Origin of the sequence: Mesorhizobium sp. B1-1-6 (assembly GCF_006443035.1) — a bacterium.
GTDB lineage: Bacteria > Pseudomonadota > Alphaproteobacteria > Rhizobiales > Rhizobiaceae > Mesorhizobium.
In genome coordinates this window covers 214,524-230,333 of sequence record NZ_VFWR01000009.1, presented here as the reverse complement: position 1 = coordinate 230,333, position 15,810 = coordinate 214,524, and the positions used below count along the sequence as shown (strand labels likewise).

Here is a 15,810-nt window from a genome sequence, read left to right as displayed (position 1 = left end):
AGGGACTGCGGAGGAAACCAATGAGCAAGACAATCCGCCTGACGATGGCGCAGGCGCTGACCCGTTTCCTGAGCAAACAGAAGACCGAGATCGACGGCGCAAAGGTACCGATCTTCGGCGGCGTCTGGGCCATCTTCGGCCACGGCAATGTTGCCGGCATCGGCGAGGCGCTCTACCAGGTGCGCGACGAACTGCCGACCTTCCGCGCCCACAACGAACAGGCGATGGCGCATGCGGCGATCGCCTATGGCAAGGCCAATTTCCGCCGCCGCTTCATGGCCGCCACCTCCTCGATCGGACCCGGCGCGCTCAACATGGTGACGGCGGCGGCACTTGCGCATGTAAACAGGTTGCCTGTCCTGTTTCTGCCGGGCGACGTCTTCGCCAACCGCATTCCCGACCCGGTGCTGCAGCAGGCCGAGGATTTTTCCGACGGCACGGCGACGGTCAATGACTGTTTTCGTCCGGTGTCGCGCTATTTCGACCGTATCACGCGGCCGGAGCAGATCATCCCGGCGCTTAACCGCGCCATGGCCGTGCTGACCGATCCGGCCGAATGCGGGCCGGTGACCTTGTCGCTCTGCCAGGACGTGCAGGCCGAGGCCTATGACTATCCCGAGAGCTTCTTTGCCGAACGGGTCTGGCGCCAGCGCCGGCCGCGCCCGGATCGGGCTGAATTGGCGGCTGCGGTTGCAGCGCTGAAGAGCGCAAGCAAGCCGCTGGTGATCGCCGGCGGCGGCGTGCTCTATTCTCGGGCCTCGGACGAACTGGCGAAATTCGTTGAAGGCGCCGGCATTCCGGTCTGCGAAACGCAGGGCGGCAAATCCTCGCTGCCGGACGATCATCCGCTCAACATGGCGGCGGTCGGCGTCACCGGCACGCCGGCCGCCAACCGGCTGGCGGAAGAGGCCGATGTCGTGCTCGCCATCGGCACGCGCCTGCAGGATTTCACCACCGGCTCCTGGGCGCTGTTCAAGAATTCGGGCAAGACCATCATCGGCTTGAATGTGCAGCCTTTCGATGCCGGCAAGCATCGGGCATCGCCGCTGGTCGCCGACGCGGCCGAAGGCTTGGCCGAACTCGGTGCCGCGCTGAAGGGTTGGAAGGCGCCATCCGCCTGGACCGACAATGCGGCAGCCGGCAAGAAGGAATGGCAGGCCGAAGCCGCCAAGGTGACGGCGTCGACCAATGCCGCCTACCCTTCCGACGCGCAGGTGATCGGCGCCGTGCAACGCGCCATGGGCTCCGGCGTGACGCTGCTCAACGCCGCCGGCGGGCTGCCGGGCGAATTGCACAAGCTTTGGCAGGCCGGCGCGCCCGGCTCGTATCATGCCGAATACGGCTTCTCGACCATGGGTTACGAGATTGCCGGCGGGCTCGGCACCAAGATGGCCAAGCCCGGGGAAGAGGTCGTCGTCATGATCGGCGACGGCTCCTACCTGATGCTCAATTCCGAGATCGCCACCTCGGTGATGCTCGGCCTGAAGCTGACCATCGTGCTGCTCGACAACAGGGGTTTTGGCTGCATCAACCGGCTGCAGATGGCGACCGGCGGCGCCAACTTCAACAATCTCCTGAAGGATGCGCGCCACGAGGTGCTGCCCGACGTCGACTTTGCCGCGCACGCCGCGAGCATGGGGGCGATCGCCGAGAAGGTTTCGTCGATCGCAGGGCTGGAGACGGCGCTCGCTCAGGCGAAAGGCAACGACCGCACCACGGTACTGGTCATCGACACCGATCCGCTGGTCTCCACCGATGCCGGCGGCCACTGGTGGGACGTGGCGGTGCCGGAAGTCTCCGAGCGCAGCCAAGTGAACGCGGCGCGCAAGGTCTATGATGAAAAACGGCGGATGCAGAGCATCGGCGATTGATCTTAGCGCTGCCAGCTCCCTACCTCCCCTTGTGGGGAGATCGGACCGAAGGTCCGGGTGGGGGGCTGGCGCCGTACCCCGCCCCGCTGCTTCGCAGCGACCCTCCCCACAAGGGGGAGGGTGAACAAGAACCGGAGTGACGACTTGAAAGCCAAACTGGGCATGTCCCCCATCGCGTGGTGGAACGACGATCTTGCGGAACTCAGCGACGACGTGTCGTTGGAGGAGTGCCTACGCCAGTCGCGTTCGGCCGGCTTCACCGGCATGGAGATGGGACGGCGCTTTCCCAAGGACCCCAAGGTGATGCTGCCGATCCTGAAGGCGGCTGACGTCACACTGTGCGGCGGCTGGTTCTCGGGCACGCTGGTCGACGAGGAGATGAGCAAGAACAAGGATCGCATCCAGCCGATGATCGACCTGTTCAAGGCGGTCAACGCGCCTTGCATCGTCTATGGCGAGGTTGGCCGTTCGATCCAGGGCGACCGCTCGAAACCGCTCGCCACCAAGCCGAAACTCTCGAGCGACGAGATGAAGGCCTATGCCAGGCGCCTGACCGAATTCGGCGAATGGTGCGCCGAGCAAGGCATGCCGCTTTCCTATCATCACCATATGGCGGCGGTGGTCGAGACCGAGGCGGAGCTCGACGCCTTCATGCGCCATTCCGGAGCGGGCATTCCGCTGCTGCTTGACGCTGGACATCTGGCCTTTGCCGGCGGCGATGTGCTGCGCGCCATCGACAATCACCACAAGCGCATCAGCCATGTGCATGTGAAGGATGTACGCATGGGTGTGATCGAGAAGCTCGACCGCACGAGGCAGTCCTTCCTCGATGCGGTGGCTCTCGGCGCCTTCACCGTGCCGGGCGACGGCTCGCTGGATTTCGGCGCCATCGTGCAGCGTTTCGCCGACCATGGCTATGAAGGCTGGTTCGTGGTCGAGGCCGAACAGGACCCGAAGAAGAACCCGCCGCTCAAGATGGCGCAGGTGGGCCACAAGGAGTTGATGCGGGTGATGACGGCGGCCGGCTACACGGTCGAGACCCAGGGCTTCCCCGATGTCTGATCGGGTTCTCGCCAGGCCGGGCTTGCTGTAGGTTGCCGCGATGAAAGATTCCGAGCACCCCTTCTTCCGGCCCCTATGGCGGCGTGTCGCCGTCGTCGCGGTCTGCGTCATCTGGTCGATCATCGAATTCGCGAGCGGCTCGCCGTTCTGGGGCGTGATCGCGCTGGGCTTCGCCGGCTATGGCGTCTGGCAGTTTTTTTATCTCTACAAGCCGGCCGACGAGAACAAGGCGCCCGCCGAAGTCGAACCGAAGGAGTAACCGGATGTCGAAGCTGCTGGTCAAAGCCGACAAGGGCCATGGCCGTGTCGCGCACGTCACGCCGCAAAGCGCCGGCTGGACCTATGTCGGGTTCGACCTGCATCGGCTGAAACCGGGCGAAACGGCTTCGGGAACAACGGACGATCGCGAAGTCTGCCTGGTGTTCGTCACCGGCAAGGGCACGGTCGCGGCCGGCGGCAAGGATCTCGGCCTGCTCGGCCAGCGCATGTCGCCCTTCGAAGGCAAACCATGGTCGGTCTATGTGCCGCAGGGATCGGACTGGTCGGTGACGGCTGATAGCGGACTGGAACTGGCGGTCTGCTCGGCGCCGGGATTGAGCGGCGGCCTGCCGGTTCGCGTCATCGGGCCTGACGACCTCGGCCAGGAGGTGCGCGGCAAGGGCACCAATACGCGTTACGTCACCAACATCCTGCCCGAGGGCAAGCCGGCCGATTCGCTGCTGGTGGTCGAGGTCATCACGCCCGGCGGCCATACGTCGAGCTATCCGCCGCACAAGCACGACCAGGACAATCTGCCCGACGAATCCTATCTCGAGGAAACCTATTATCACCGCCTCAACCCGCCGCAGGGCTTTGCTTTCCAGCGGGTCTATACCGACGCCGACAAGGACGGCTCCCGCGAGTTGGACGAGGCGATGGCGATCGAGGACGGCGACGTCGTGCTGGTGCCCAAGGGCTATCACCCCTGCGCGGCTTGCCATGGCTACGACCTCTACTACCTCAACGTCATGGCCGGCCCGAAGCGGACGTGGAAATTCCACAATGCGCCCGAGCACGAATGGCTGGTGAAGGCCTGACCGTTGCGCGTTCACGGCTGAACCTGTTGGTCCAGATCAGAAAAATCGTCGGCTAAGGACCGGCGGGGTCGATTTGCCTTCGAAAACCCTTCAAAGCTTCGTCAATCCGTCATGGAAATCACCTATGGCAACGGGCTGACGAGGATTTTCGATGCGCTACGCCATCTACTTCACCCCCCAACAGGACGAAAAATTGGCGCGGATCGCCGCCAACTGGCTGGGCCGTGACCCGTTCGGCGCCGCGACGCGACCGGTGGAGGCGGTGGGCGATTTGTCGGCGGCGGAAGTCGCCTTCCACACCGCATCGGCACGGCGCTATGGTTTTCATGCGACGCTGAAAGCCCCTTTCCGGTTAGCGGCCAACGAAACCGAAGCCTCGTTGCGCACAGCGCTCGACGCCTTTGCCGAGGCGACGCCGGTTGTGATGATCCCCCGTCTCGTCGTCAGCCAGATCGACGGTTTCTTCGCGCTGGTGCCGGAGGCGGCATTGCCTCCGCTCAATCGCTTCGCCGATGACGTGGTGCGCGATTTCGACCGCTTTCGCGCGCCGTTGACGGAGGCCGAGATCGAGCGGCGCAGCCCGGACTCGCTGAAGCCGGGCGAATTCCGCAATCTCTGCCAATGGGGCTATCCTTACGTCTTCGAGAGCTTCCGCTTTCACATGACGCTGTCCGGCAGGGCCGGGCCACAGGAAAGCCCTCGTCTTCGCCTGGCAATCGAGGGCCTGTTCGCCGAGGTGCTGCGCCAGCCGGTTCCGGTGGACGCGCTGACGTTGTTCATCGAGCCCGAACCCGGCGCCCCGTTCATGGTGCTTTCCCAGCACGCGCTCGGGCGCCGTCCGGCCAGAAAAACCGCCTGAAGCAACAAGCCGTAAAGGCCAGAAAAAACCAAGGACTGCCTGAAATGACCGCCGAGACCATTCTGAGCAACGCCCGCATCATTCTTGCCGACGAGATCATCGACGGCTCGCTCGTGATGCGTGACGGTCTGATCGCCGACATATCCGCCGGCGCCGTGCGAGCCGGCGAGGACATGGCTGGCGACTTCATCATTCCGGGACTGGTCGAGCTGCACACCGATCACCTGGAAGGCCACTATGCGCCGCGGCCCAAGGTGCGTTGGAATCCGATCGCCGCCGTGCTCGCCCATGACGCGCAAGTGGCGACCGCCGGCATTACCACCGTGCTCGATGCCTTGCGTGTCGGCATGGACGAGGATGCCGATCTCAACGCCGCTGACATCCGCAAGCTCGCCGACGCGATCGAGGACAGCGTGCGGATGGATCGATTGCGGGCCGATCATTTCATCCATCTACGCTGCGAGGTCTCGGCGCCGGATTGCCTCAGGGCCTTCGCCAATTTCGAGACGGACGAACGGGTGAAGCTCGCCTCGCTGATGGACCATGCGCCAGGCCAGCGCCAGTTCGTCAACCTCGAAACCTACGCCTACTACTATCAGCGCAAGCTGAAGCTGACCGATCACGATTTCCAGAAATTCTGCGAGAAACGGATGGGCGAATCGGCCCGGAATTCGGCCACGAACCGCGTCTTCATCGCCGCCGCCTGCCACGAGCGCGGCATCGTGCTTGCGAGCCATGACGATGCGACGACGGGCCATGTCGACGAAGCCATCGAGCAAGGCGTGCGCGTTGCCGAATTCCCGACCACCGAGGAGGCCGCCAGAGCTTCGAAGGATGCCGGGCTCGGCGTGCTGATGGGCGCGCCCAATGTCATGCGCGGCGCCTCGCATTCGGGCAATGTCTCGGCGCGCACGCTGGCCAGCGACGGCCTGCTCGACATATTGTCGTCCGACTACATCCCCTTCAGCCTGATCCAGTCCGCCTTCTTTCTTGGCGACGTCGTCGACGGCATTTCCCTGCCGCAGGCGGTGGCGATGGTGTCCAAGAACCCGGCCGAGGCCGTCGGTCTTTCCGATCGCGGCGTCATCGAAGAGGGCCGCCGGGCCGACCTGGTGCGCGTGCGCCTCGACGACCACGTTCCAGTGGTGCGCACGGTCTGGCGGCAGGGGCGGCGGGTCGCGTGATGGCTTCGGCATTGATCGAGCGTGAACTGTCGGCCGAGGCGTTTCCGATACGCGACGGCGTCTTCGTTGCCGTGGTGGGCCCGAGCGGCGCCGGCAAGGATACGATCATCGGCCATGCCAAGGCGCTTTTCGCCGACGAGACGCGGCTGGAGTTCGTGCGCCGCGTCATCACCAGACCGAGCGACACGGCAAGCGAGGATCACGACACGCTGGCCGATGCCGCCTTCATCGAGGCCGAAGCCGACGGCGCCTTCGCCGTCTCCTGGGAGGCGCACGGCCTGCGCTACGGCCTGCCGGCCGAGGTCGATTGGGCAGTGGCCAACGGCCATGTCGCTGTCGCCAATGTATCGCGCTCGATCATCCCTGCCTTGCGAAAGCGCTATGCCAATCTGGTCATCGTCGAGATCACCGCTTCGCCCGATGTGCTGGCCGGGCGGCTGGCGATGCGTGGCCGCGAGTCGCGCGGGGAGGTTCTGGCACGCCTGGCGCGAAGCGCGCCTGTGACGCTCTCCGGACCCGGCGTCACCTCGATCGACAATAGCGGTTCGCGCGAAGCGGCAGGCGAGCGCTTTGCCGAGGTGCTGCGCAAGGCGATGGCGTTCTCCGACATGTCGGGGCTGATCGACTAAAGGTGTTGATGGTCAGGTGGCGCCCGCCTGACCTGAATATCGAATGCACCTTCGTTCTATGCCGCGTGCCGGTCGTGGTCGGCACGACGCGTGCCGGCCGACGGCGTTGCCGAAGGTTGTGTCGGCGCGTCCAGAACCGCGACGTGATGGCGGTACACCATTTCCCAGCCTTTCCAGCCGGTAAACAGCAGGATGCAGACAACGATCAATGAAAGCAGCACTCCCCATGGGCGAACTGCCGCTTCGGCGCCTTGGCTGTAGCGAAGATAGAAATTGATCAGCGCCAGAACGACGGCGGTCAAATTGCCGACCATATGGTACCAGGCGTCCGTCAGCGCGCGGATGCGCGGCTCGCTCAGGAAATCGATAAAGCCGGCAATCGCCGCCAGGAGAGCCATGACGATGGCTGCTCCAATCAGCCACATCGACGCGCGTGCCCAAAAGGCGTCGGCAGTCCCCCAGAACATCAAATCGGTGAGAAACGCGCCGACAAGGAACGCGACAGGAAAGGGAATGAGCATCGGATGGATGGGATGACCTCCCACCTTGGCGGTGCTTAGCAGATTCGCGGCCATGACAATGCCTCCGAATAGAAAAGCTTTGAACAACGCCCAGACAAGGGTTTCGTTCCAATCCGGATGGAAGCTCGCAAGACCGTTTTCGCGATGCCGCCCCCCTTTTGCACTCAAGTCACTTGGGGCCGCACAGATACGGCCGACAACAGATCGAGCGGAATTGCGGGGCGGGCGAGATAGAGCGGCGTTATCTTTCGACGGCCACGGCGGATGGTGGCTTTTTGCCCCTGACTATTCCGCCGCTGCGCCGGCGATGCTCTTGCGGCTGGCGTCGACCATGCGCCGCCGCGCGCGGAACACACCCCATTGCTGGTCGATCAGCACGCCGATGAGGATGACGCCGCCCATCACCGCGAAGTTGAGCGAGGACGGGATGCCGAGCAGATTGACGAGGTTCTGCAGCTCCTGCAACAGCACGGTGCCGAGGATGACACCAATCAGCGAGCCCTCGCCGCCGCGCAGCGAGAAGCCGCCGAGCACGGCCGCGGCAATGGCGTAGAGCTCGTAGAACTGGCCGTGGCTGGCTGGCGAGATGGAGCGCGTGTACATGGCGAAATAGATCGCCGACAGCGCCGTCAGTACCCCGCAGATGACGTAGGCGGCCATGACGACACGCCCGGTGCGGATGCCGGAATATTTCGCCGCCTCCTCGTTCTTGCCGATGGCGTAGAGATAGCGGCCGAACACCGAGCGGTGCAGCACCACCCACATGACGATGGCGATGACGATCAGGGCGAAGAAGGAGTTCGGCACGCCCCAGGAGCGGCCGGCGGTCAAGAATTCGAGCTCCGGGAAATTCTGGCCGAAGGCGAAGCCGGCGGTGCCGTCGGCGGTGTAGAAGCGGGCGACGCCGCGATAGATCAAAAGGCCGCACAAGGTCACCACGAAGGGCTGCAATTTGAGCCGCGTGATCAGCCAGCCATGCGCCAGGCCGATGATGGCACCGAGCACCAGGATGAGCACGAAGGCCAGCGGCCATTCCATGCCGCGCACGGCGATGAAGTCGATGAAAAGCGTTCCCAGCAGCGCCACCAGCGAGCCGACCGACAATTCGATGCCGCCGGTGATGATGACGAAGGCCTGGCCGATCGACAGGATGCCGAACAGTCCGATCAGGTTCGAGGTGTTGGCGAGATTGATCGGCAGCAGGAAGCGCGGATTGATGATGGCGACGATGGCGCCGACCACCAGGATCAGGATCAGCAGGCCGAGATCTTTCTTGCTCATCATCTTCTCCCCAATGCCGGCCCGAGCGCTTCCGCGGCGCGGCGGCAGAATCATTTCGGCTGCTTGCCTACCGCCAGCAGCAGCACGTTTTCCTGGCTGAACTGGTCCTTGTCCAGAATGCCCGAGATCTGGCCCTCATGCATGACGGCGATGCGGTCGGACACGCCGATCACCTCCTCCATGTCGCTGGAGATCATCAGCACGGCGACGCCGGCGTCGGCCAGCGCACGCATCAGCCCGTAGATCTCCGCCTTGGCGCCGATGTCGATGCCGCGCGTCGGCTCATCGAGGATCATCACCTTGGGGTTCATCGCCAGCCATTTGGCCAGCACGACCTTCTGCTGGTTGCCGCCCGACAGCGTGCCGGTGCGCGTCTGAACCGAGGGCGCCTTGATGCCGAGATCTTTTTTCTGCTTCTCGGCGGTTGCCGTTTCGGCGCTGGTCGACACCAAGGAGCGCTTGGCATGCGCCGGCAGGTTGGGCAGCGAAATGTTCTGGGCGATCGAAAGGTCGAGCAGGATACCGGTCAGCTTGCGGTCCTCCGGCACCAAGAAGATGCCGTGCGCGACGGCATCGGCCGCCGAGCCCAGGGAGAGCGGCTTGCCGGCGAGCTCGAGCGTGCCGCCGAGGCTGCTTTCGATGCCGAAGAACACCCGCGCCAGCTCGGTGCGGCCGGAACCGACAAGGCCGGCAAGGCCGAGGATTTCACCGCGCCTGACGTCGAGATCTACCGGGCGGCCGGGATAGGTCGGGGTGCGGATGGCCTTGGCCGACAGGGCGACGGCGCCGGGGGCGCGGGCCGCCTCGGAAGCCTTCTCGCGCTCCTTCAGCATGCGGCCGATCATCAGCTTGACCATCTGGTCGTGGTTGATGTCGCGCTTGGGCAAGGTGCCGGCCAGCATGCCGTCGCGCAGCACGATGACGCGGTCGGCGACGCGCTCGACCTCGTGCAGGCGATGCGAAATGAAGATGACGCTGATGCCGTCCGCCTTCAGCGCCTTGATGACGTCGAGCAATTTGTCGGTCTCGGCGATCGGCAGGCTCGACGTCGGTTCGTCGAGGATGACCAGCCTTGCCTTGATCGACAGCGCCTTGGCGATCTCGACCATCTGTTGCTGGGCGAGCGACAGTTCGGCGACGGGCGTGTCGGCGGAGAAATTGGCGCCGACGCGCTTCAGGAGCGGCGCCACCATGGCGCGCAGCCTGGCGCGATCGACGAGCCTGAGCGGCCCGGCGCGCAGCGGTTCGCGGCCGAAGAAGATGTTGGCAGCGACGTCGAGATTCTCGAACAGGTTGAGTTCCTGGTGGACGAAGGCGATGCCGGAGCCAAGGCTGCCCTCGACGCTCAGGCCGTCATGGGCGGTGCCGTCGACGGTGACGGTGCCGCTGTCCGGCCGCGTCACGCCGCCGAGGATCTTCATCAAGGTGGATTTGCCGGCGCCGTTCTCGCCGACGAGACCGATGACCTCGCCCGGCCTGACCTCCATCGAGAAGCCATCGAGCGCTACGACGCCCGGATAGGTCTTGCGCACGTTCTCGAGGCTGAGGAACGCGGTGGTCGCGGCGATGGATGTGTCGGAATAATTCATCATGCCTGACAGCGTTGGCGGGCCGACCTCTTGGCAGACTGACTGGCCTCGAAGGGTTCGTCAATGCAAGAGCAGCCGGCTCAAGCGACGTTGAGCCGGCTGAACTGCCTTCGGTCTTAGTTTCCAGCCATCGCCTTCAGATTGGCGGCGTAGGCGTCGACGTCATCCTTGCCGATGATCTTGGTCGGGATGATGATGAGGCCGTCGGCCGGGATGCCCGACTTGTCGCCCTTGAGATAGGATGCCATCAGCTTCATGCCCTGATAGGCCCACTCGAAGGGCTGCTGCACGACGGTGGCGGCAATGGTGCCTTCCTTGACGCCGCCCAGGGTGATCGGATCGTCATCGAAGCCGACGACGGTGATCGAGCCGAGCTTGCCGGCATCGCGCAGCGCTTCATAGATGCGCGGCGTGTTGTAGGAGTAGAAGCCGACCATGCAGGTGACGTCGGGGCTGGCGACGAGCGCGTCCTCGACGTTCTTCTTGGCGCGGGCCTGGTCGATGTCGTCGCCGCGCACGTCGACGAGCTCGATCTTGGTGCCGGCCAGGCCATCCTTCATGCCCTGGATGCGCTCCTTGGCATTGTCGGCGCCGAGCAGGCCGACGAAGCCGAGGCACTTGCCGCCATCCGGCATCGCCTTCTTGGCGATTTCGGCCGCCTGCTTGCCGGCATCGACATTGGACGAGCCGATATAGGCGACGCGCTTGGTCTGCGGAGCGTCGCTGTCGGTGGTGAACAGCGCCGTTTCCGAGGCGATCTTGTTCAGCCCGTCGGTAGAGGTCTTGGGATCGACGGCCGAAACCATGATGCCCTTGACGCCGGCGGTGACCAGATCGTCCATCAGCCGCTGCTGGATGGCGACCGAGGACTGCTCGGGATATTTCAGCTCGAGATTGTAGTCGGGCAGTTCGCCCTGCGCCTTCTTGACGCCGGCCTCGGCCGCCTTCCAGAAGTCGGAAGCGCCGTTGACGACGAAGGCCAGCGTCGGCTTGTCGTCGGCGCGCGCGATCGTGCTCGCCGTCAGGCCAAGCAGCAGCGCCGCGGTGGCCACGGATGCATTGCGTATCAAGGATTTCATGTTCAACCTCCCGTTTTGGCCGGTCGTCGGACCGGCCGATCCTGCACTTGTCTGATTTGCCGTTCGCGGCTTGGACGCCCTCCTCCTCAAGGGTTCCCGGCACTGAAGATGGCGTCGTTCCAGCCACGGCGACGGACTTTAGAGACTCATCCCCCGTTCGTAAATAGTCCGATTTGTCTGACATATCACATGTCCGCGACAAGGCTTCGCGGGGTACTGTCCGCTTGCCATCGGGCCATTCGCATGCACCGCGCCCCAGGGAAAACGGACGCGACGGACCGACGTTACAGCGCATTTTCGTATTAGTAAACGGTATTAGTTACGTTCGATGGCGACCACGCCGGCGGTGACGCCGTTGGGTTTGCCTGGAATGCAATGGCTTGGCGCAAACGGGGTAATCGGGTCATATGCTGTGATTTGAGCTGCCCGGAGCCGGCTAGCCAGTAGACCCGTCGTCTGCTAATAGATATAAGTTAGCCGATATTTCTATAAACCGGCGCGGCCTTGATGGTCGCCGGGCAGGCCGGACAGGCCGGGGAACACGGACAGCATGAGCGAGACCACCGATATCGCGACGGCAAGGCGCCGCAAGGCACCGGTGAAGCCCAAGGGCCGGGTCACCATGACCGACATTGCGCGCGCCGCCGGCTGCTCGCAGGCGACTGTTTCCTTCGTGCTCAACAATTCGCCTGGCATAAAACTGTCGCGACAGACGCGCGAGCGGGTGATCGAGGCGGCGCGGGCGCTGGGCTATAGTGCGCCGGCCTTTTCGGCGCTGAAGGCGCCGGCCGCCGCCTTCGACGGGCTGGACGGAGTGATCGGCTTCGCCGTCGACCAGCTCGCCACCAGCCCGGAAGCCGTCGTCGCCATCGAGGGCGCGCGCCAGGCCTCGTGGAACGCCGGCAACGTGCTTCTGGTGGCGCAGACCATGGGCGACGCCGTGATGGAGCCGCGCGCCATAGAGGCGCTGACCAGGCGGGGCATTTCGGCGCTGATCTACATGACCATCTTCACCCGCGAGATCACGGCGCCCGACTTCCTCTACAGCCTCGACATCCCGGTGATCCTGCTCAACTGCTACACGTCGGATTACGCCTTCCCCGCCGTGGTGCCCTCCGAGATCGCCGGCGGCCAGAACTCCACCCGGCACCTGATCAGCCATGGCCACCGCCGCATCGCCACCATCACCGGCGAGCCCTGGATGCAGGCGGCGCAGGACCGCCTGAAAGGCTACCGCCGCGCGCTTGCCACCGCCGACATCCCTTTCGATCCCGAACTGGTGGTCGAGGGCGACTGGTCGGCAAGTGCTGGCTATGCCGCGACCGTCAAGCTCCTGGCGCTGAAGGACCGCCCGACCGCCATCTTCTGCCAGAACGACCGCACCGCGATCGGCTGCTACGAAGCGCTGAAGGAAGCCGGCCTGCACATCCCGCAGGACATCTCCGTGGTCGGCTACGACGACGAGGAAATCGCCAGGCATCTGTTCCCGCCGCTGACCACCTCGATCCTGCCGCATATGGCGATGGGCCAATGGGCGATCGAACAGCTCGAGGCGCCGGCGACGGTGGGACGGGGGCGCTATCCCATCACCAAGCTGGAATGTCCGCTGGTGGAGAGGGAGAGCGTGCGGGCCGTGGCAGGCTGACCGACCGGCCGACAAGGCAGGCATTTGGGTGATGAAAGCCGGCGCCGCGAGCGCCGGCCGGCCACGGACGTTCCCGCTGCCGGGGCAGCCAGGCGTGCCCTTTCAATTGGCACAGCAAGCGGTCTGGCCGCCGGCCCCGAGGCCGCGAAGGCGTGAAAAATGCCGGCCAGCGACGCCGCGAGAGCCCTATTGCGCCAAGATTCGAGGACATTTGTTCCAAGCGCGGCGTGTTGGTTGAACAGATTGGGTTGCAGGCATAGCCTTGCGTCGTCCACCGGGGCTCGCCTCGAGCTTGCGGGGGCAACAGGCGGCGGATCGCGGCGTGCCGCTGATCGAGGAGACGAACATGCAGCTCGAACAATCCCTTGCCGGCATGCGCCGGCGCGACCTTCTCAAAATGATCGGCATTACGGCGGGCAGCGCCGCAATGTACCAGGCCATGACCAGCATGGGGCTGGCGGCAGAGTCCGATTACAAGGGACCGATCAAGCTCGAAGGCGACCCGAAGGGCGCTTCGGTGCTCGTCCTGGGCGCCGGCCTTGCCGGCATGCTGGCGGCGCTGGAACTGCGCCAGGCCGGCTACAAGGTGAAGATCCTCGAATACAATGCCCGCGCCGGCGGCCGCAACTGGACGATACGCGGCGGCGACACCGTCACCGAACTCGGCGGCTACACGCAGAAATGCGAGTTCGACGAGGGGCTCTACCTCAATCCCGGCCCCTGGCGCATCCCTTACCATCACAACGGGCTGTTGGCCTACTGCCGGAGGCTCGGGGTGACGCTGGAGCCGTTCCAGCAGACCAATCACAACGCCCTGCTGCACTCGACCGAGGCCTTCGGCGGCAAGCCCAAGCGCGTGCGCGAGATCGAGACCGACTTCAAGGGCCACACGTCGGAGTTGCTGGCCAAGGTGGCCAAGAAGGGCCAGTTGGAAGGGCTTGTCTCCAAGGAGGACCAGGAGGTGCTGCTCGAGGCGCTGCAGTCCTGGGGCGCGCTGGACAAGGACTACAGCTACAAATCCAGCCTCGCGACCGCCGAATTCCGCGGCTACGAGAAGGAGCCGGGCGGCGGCATCGGCGCCGAGCCGGTGGCGGGTCAGATCATCGGCGCGTCCGACGTGCTGAATTCGCGCCTGTGGGGCAGCCTCGCCAACTTCTCGCTCTACGAATTCCAGACCACCATGTTCCAGCCGGTCGGCGGCATGGGCAGGATCGGCGAAGCCTTCGCCAAGCAGGTCGGCGACCTCATCACCTACAATGCCAAGGTCACCAAGATCGCCCAGAACGACAAGGGCGTGACGGTGACCTATGAGGACGCGAAAAACCCCGGAACCGCCCAGGAAGCCAGCGCCGACTGGTGCGTGTGCACCATTCCGCTCACCATCCTCAGCCAGATCGAAATCCAGGTCGGCGGCGCCATGCAGGCGGCGATCGGGGCGGTGCCCTATGCGTCCTCGGTCAAGGTCGGCCTGCAGATGAAGCGCCGTTTCTGGGAGGAGGACGAATCGATCTTCGGCGGGGTCAGCTACACCAACCTGCCGATCTCGCAGATATCCTACCCCAGCACCGGCTTCAACGCCGGCGGCAAGGGCGTGCTGCTCGGCTGCTACACATGGAACGGACCGAACTCCTACGAATTCACCGCCATGACCCCGCAGGAGCGCGTGCAGAAGGCGGTGGAATACGGCGCGCAGCTTCACCCGCAATACAAGCAGGAATTCGAGACCGGCGTTTCCTGGGCATGGCACCGCTCGCCCTTCACGCTTGGCTGCGCGGGCGACTGGACCGAGGAGGCACGCAAGGAGCATTACGACAATCTGTGCCAGATCGACGGCCGCATCGTGCTGGCCGGCGAGCATGCCTCCTACATTCCCGCCTGGCAGGAGGGCGCGATCCTGTCCTCGCTCAACGCCATCACCCGCCTGCACCAGCGCGTCATGCAGGGATGAGGTCATGCCGATCCCTTCGTTCACCCCGTATCCCGCGAGGCATCCCATCATGAGCAGCTCCTTCAAAAGACCCTGCGGTCTCATCGCCGCCATGGCCGCCGCCATGGCGTTCACGGCTCCCGGCGCGTTCGCCGATTCGGCCGGCGTCACGTTCAGCCAGGGCGATACTTTCACCGAAAAGGACGGCGCGGCGCTCTATGCCAATGTCTGCGCCGCCTGCCACCTGGACAAGGGGCAAGGCGCGGTCGGCGCCGGCCACTATCCGGCGCTGGCCAAGAACAAGAACCTGGAGACCGGCGGCTATCCGGTAAGCCTCGTCCTGCACGGGCAAAACGGCATGCCGCCGGTGGGGCAGATGATGAGCGACGACCAGGTCGCGGCCGTGGTCAACTATGTCAGGACGCATTTCGGCAACGACTACAAGGATGCCGTGACGGCGCAAGACGTGAAGGATGTCCGCTGATTGCGGATGTCGCCCGCACATGCGGCACCGCAAACCGCGCGGCGGGCATTTTGGCGCTCGCCGCCCTCTCGAATGGAAGGAAACGGGTCATGAAACCATCGATCGGGAAATCATGGATTGGGGCCGCCGTGCTGGCGGCGGGAATGCTGGCGGCCGGCGCGGCCGTGGCCGACGACGTCGTTCGCCACAAGATTCCGAATTCGGATTTTCCGATCCTGCGCGCCGTCGAGGTGCCGGCCGGCAAGACCACGGTCTATCTCAGCGGCGCCGTGCCGTCGGTCATCGACGAGAAGGCGGACAAGGCGACGGTCGCCGCCTATGGCGACACCGAGGCCCAGACCGGCTCGGTGCTGAAGTCGATCGACAAGACGCTGGCCGATCTCGGCCTGAAGATGGGCGACGTCGTCAAGATGCAGGTCTTCCTGGTCGGCGATCCCGCCAAGGGCGGCAAGATGGATTTTGCCGGTTTCATGAAAGGCTACACGAAGTTTTTCGGCACAAAGGACCAGCCGAACCTGCCGACGCGTTCGGTGGTGCAGGTCGCGGGCCTCGCCGGCCCCGGCTTCCTGGTCGAAATCGAAGTGACCGCCGTGCGGCCCTGAA

General features: G+C 64.7%; 15 protein-coding genes. 11 read left to right on the top strand and 4 right to left on the bottom strand.

Going from position 1 to position 15,810, the window contains the following annotated elements; all coding sequences use genetic code 11:
- The first annotated feature begins 20 nt into the window (after positions 1–20).
- The 7 genes from iolD (at position 21) to phnN (ending at position 6,681) form a co-directional block, all read left to right on the top strand.
- A complete protein-coding gene (gene iolD, locus FJ979_RS19650) occupies positions 21–1,871 on the top strand; it encodes a 3D-(3,5/4)-trihydroxycyclohexane-1,2-dione acylhydrolase (decyclizing) (protein WP_140582942.1) in 1,851 nt (616 codons plus the stop codon).
- A 144-nt stretch (positions 1,872–2,015) separates the two neighbouring features.
- On the top strand, positions 2,016–2,933 hold the full coding sequence (gene iolE / locus FJ979_RS19645; RefSeq protein ID WP_140524144.1) for a myo-inosose-2 dehydratase: 918 nt from the start codon (positions 2,016–2,018) through the stop codon (positions 2,931–2,933).
- Positions 2,934–2,973: 40 nt separating this feature from the next.
- A complete protein-coding gene (locus tag FJ979_RS19640; RefSeq protein WP_140582939.1) occupies positions 2,974–3,192 on the top strand; it encodes a DUF3329 domain-containing protein in 219 nt (72 codons plus the stop codon).
- Positions 3,193–3,196: 4 nt separating this feature from the next.
- Positions 3,197–4,009 (top strand): 5-deoxy-glucuronate isomerase, encoded by an 813-nt coding sequence (gene iolB, locus FJ979_RS19635; protein WP_140582937.1) that lies wholly within the window; start codon positions 3,197–3,199, stop codon positions 4,007–4,009.
- Between the two features lie 151 nt (positions 4,010–4,160).
- Entirely contained in the window at positions 4,161–4,868 is a 708-nt protein-coding gene (locus FJ979_RS19630; RefSeq protein WP_140582934.1) for a DUF1045 domain-containing protein, read from the top strand.
- Positions 4,869–4,912: 44 nt separating this feature from the next.
- Complete coding sequence (locus tag FJ979_RS19625; protein ID WP_140582931.1) at positions 4,913–6,052, top strand: alpha-D-ribose 1-methylphosphonate 5-triphosphate diphosphatase; 1,140 nt, start codon at positions 4,913–4,915, stop codon at positions 6,050–6,052.
- A complete protein-coding gene (gene phnN, locus FJ979_RS19620) occupies positions 6,049–6,681 on the top strand; it encodes a phosphonate metabolism protein/1,5-bisphosphokinase (PRPP-forming) PhnN (RefSeq protein ID WP_181168533.1) in 633 nt (210 codons plus the stop codon). Before FJ979_RS19625 ends, phnN begins: the two co-directional genes overlap by 4 nt.
- A gap of 56 nt (positions 6,682–6,737) precedes the next feature.
- On the opposite strand, the gene FJ979_RS19615 is transcribed toward phnN, so the two are convergent.
- The 4 genes from FJ979_RS19615 to FJ979_RS19600 form a co-directional block, all read right to left on the bottom strand.
- Positions 6,738–7,256 carry a DUF2231 domain-containing protein gene (locus FJ979_RS19615; RefSeq protein WP_140582925.1) on the bottom strand — a complete coding sequence of 173 codons (519 nt, stop codon included), beginning with the start codon at positions 7,254–7,256 and terminating at the stop codon, positions 6,738–6,740.
- Positions 7,257–7,487: 231 nt separating this feature from the next.
- Entirely contained in the window at positions 7,488–8,483 is a 996-nt protein-coding gene (locus FJ979_RS19610) for an ABC transporter permease (protein ID WP_140517717.1), read from the bottom strand.
- 50 nt (positions 8,484–8,533) lie between these two features.
- Positions 8,534–10,072: a sugar ABC transporter ATP-binding protein gene (locus tag FJ979_RS19605; RefSeq protein ID WP_140561826.1), complete on the bottom strand. Its 1,539-nt coding sequence runs from the start codon at positions 10,070–10,072 to the stop codon at positions 8,534–8,536.
- Positions 10,073–10,188: 116 nt separating this feature from the next.
- Positions 10,189–11,151 (bottom strand): sugar-binding protein, encoded by a 963-nt coding sequence (locus FJ979_RS19600; RefSeq protein WP_140491278.1) that lies wholly within the window; start codon positions 11,149–11,151, stop codon positions 10,189–10,191.
- A 550-nt stretch (positions 11,152–11,701) separates the two neighbouring features.
- Between FJ979_RS19600 and FJ979_RS19595 the strand changes: the two genes are divergently transcribed.
- The 4 genes from FJ979_RS19595 (at position 11,702) to FJ979_RS19580 (ending at position 15,809) form a co-directional block, all read left to right on the top strand.
- Positions 11,702–12,796, top strand: a complete 1,095-nt coding sequence (locus tag FJ979_RS19595; RefSeq protein WP_181168534.1) for a LacI family DNA-binding transcriptional regulator — start codon at positions 11,702–11,704, stop codon at positions 12,794–12,796.
- A gap of 346 nt (positions 12,797–13,142) precedes the next feature.
- Positions 13,143–14,744, top strand: a complete 1,602-nt coding sequence (locus FJ979_RS19590; RefSeq protein WP_224681940.1) for a flavin monoamine oxidase family protein — start codon at positions 13,143–13,145, stop codon at positions 14,742–14,744.
- 49 nt (positions 14,745–14,793) lie between these two features.
- A complete protein-coding gene (locus FJ979_RS19585; protein ID WP_140517716.1) occupies positions 14,794–15,207 on the top strand; it encodes a cytochrome c in 414 nt (137 codons plus the stop codon).
- A gap of 89 nt (positions 15,208–15,296) precedes the next feature.
- The gene (locus tag FJ979_RS19580; protein WP_140517715.1) at positions 15,297–15,809 is read left to right on the top strand and encodes a RidA family protein; all 513 of its coding nucleotides are present in this window, start codon (positions 15,297–15,299) and stop codon (positions 15,807–15,809) included.
- Position 15,810 lies beyond the last annotated feature (1 nt).

Bases quoted from the DNA above. Each gene is read 5' to 3' on its own strand.
- FJ979_RS19610 (WP_140517717.1), bottom strand. From the start codon at position 8,483: ATGAGCAAGAAAGATCTCGGCCTGCTGATCCTGATCCTGGTGGTCGGC.
- FJ979_RS19625 (WP_140582931.1), top strand. From the start codon at position 4,913: ATGACCGCCGAGACCATTCTGAGCAACGCCCGCATCATTCTTGCCGAC.
- FJ979_RS19615 (WP_140582925.1), bottom strand. From the start codon at position 7,256: ATGGCCGCGAATCTGCTAAGCACCGCCAAGGTGGGAGGTCATCCCATC.
- FJ979_RS19630 (WP_140582934.1), top strand. From the start codon at position 4,161: ATGCGCTACGCCATCTACTTCACCCCCCAACAGGACGAAAAATTGGCG.
- FJ979_RS19600 (WP_140491278.1), bottom strand. From the start codon at position 11,151: ATGAAATCCTTGATACGCAATGCATCCGTGGCCACCGCGGCGCTGCTG.
- FJ979_RS19585 (WP_140517716.1), top strand. From the start codon at position 14,794: ATGAGCAGCTCCTTCAAAAGACCCTGCGGTCTCATCGCCGCCATGGCC.
- iolD (WP_140582942.1), top strand. From the start codon at position 21: ATGAGCAAGACAATCCGCCTGACGATGGCGCAGGCGCTGACCCGTTTC.
- FJ979_RS19595 (WP_181168534.1), top strand. From the start codon at position 11,702: ATGAGCGAGACCACCGATATCGCGACGGCAAGGCGCCGCAAGGCACCG.
- iolB (WP_140582937.1), top strand. From the start codon at position 3,197: ATGTCGAAGCTGCTGGTCAAAGCCGACAAGGGCCATGGCCGTGTCGCG.
- FJ979_RS19605 (WP_140561826.1), bottom strand. From the start codon at position 10,072: ATGAATTATTCCGACACATCCATCGCCGCGACCACCGCGTTCCTCAGC.
- FJ979_RS19590 (WP_224681940.1), top strand. From the start codon at position 13,143: ATGCAGCTCGAACAATCCCTTGCCGGCATGCGCCGGCGCGACCTTCTC.
- FJ979_RS19580 (WP_140517715.1), top strand. From the start codon at position 15,297: ATGAAACCATCGATCGGGAAATCATGGATTGGGGCCGCCGTGCTGGCG.
- FJ979_RS19640 (WP_140582939.1), top strand. From the start codon at position 2,974: ATGAAAGATTCCGAGCACCCCTTCTTCCGGCCCCTATGGCGGCGTGTC.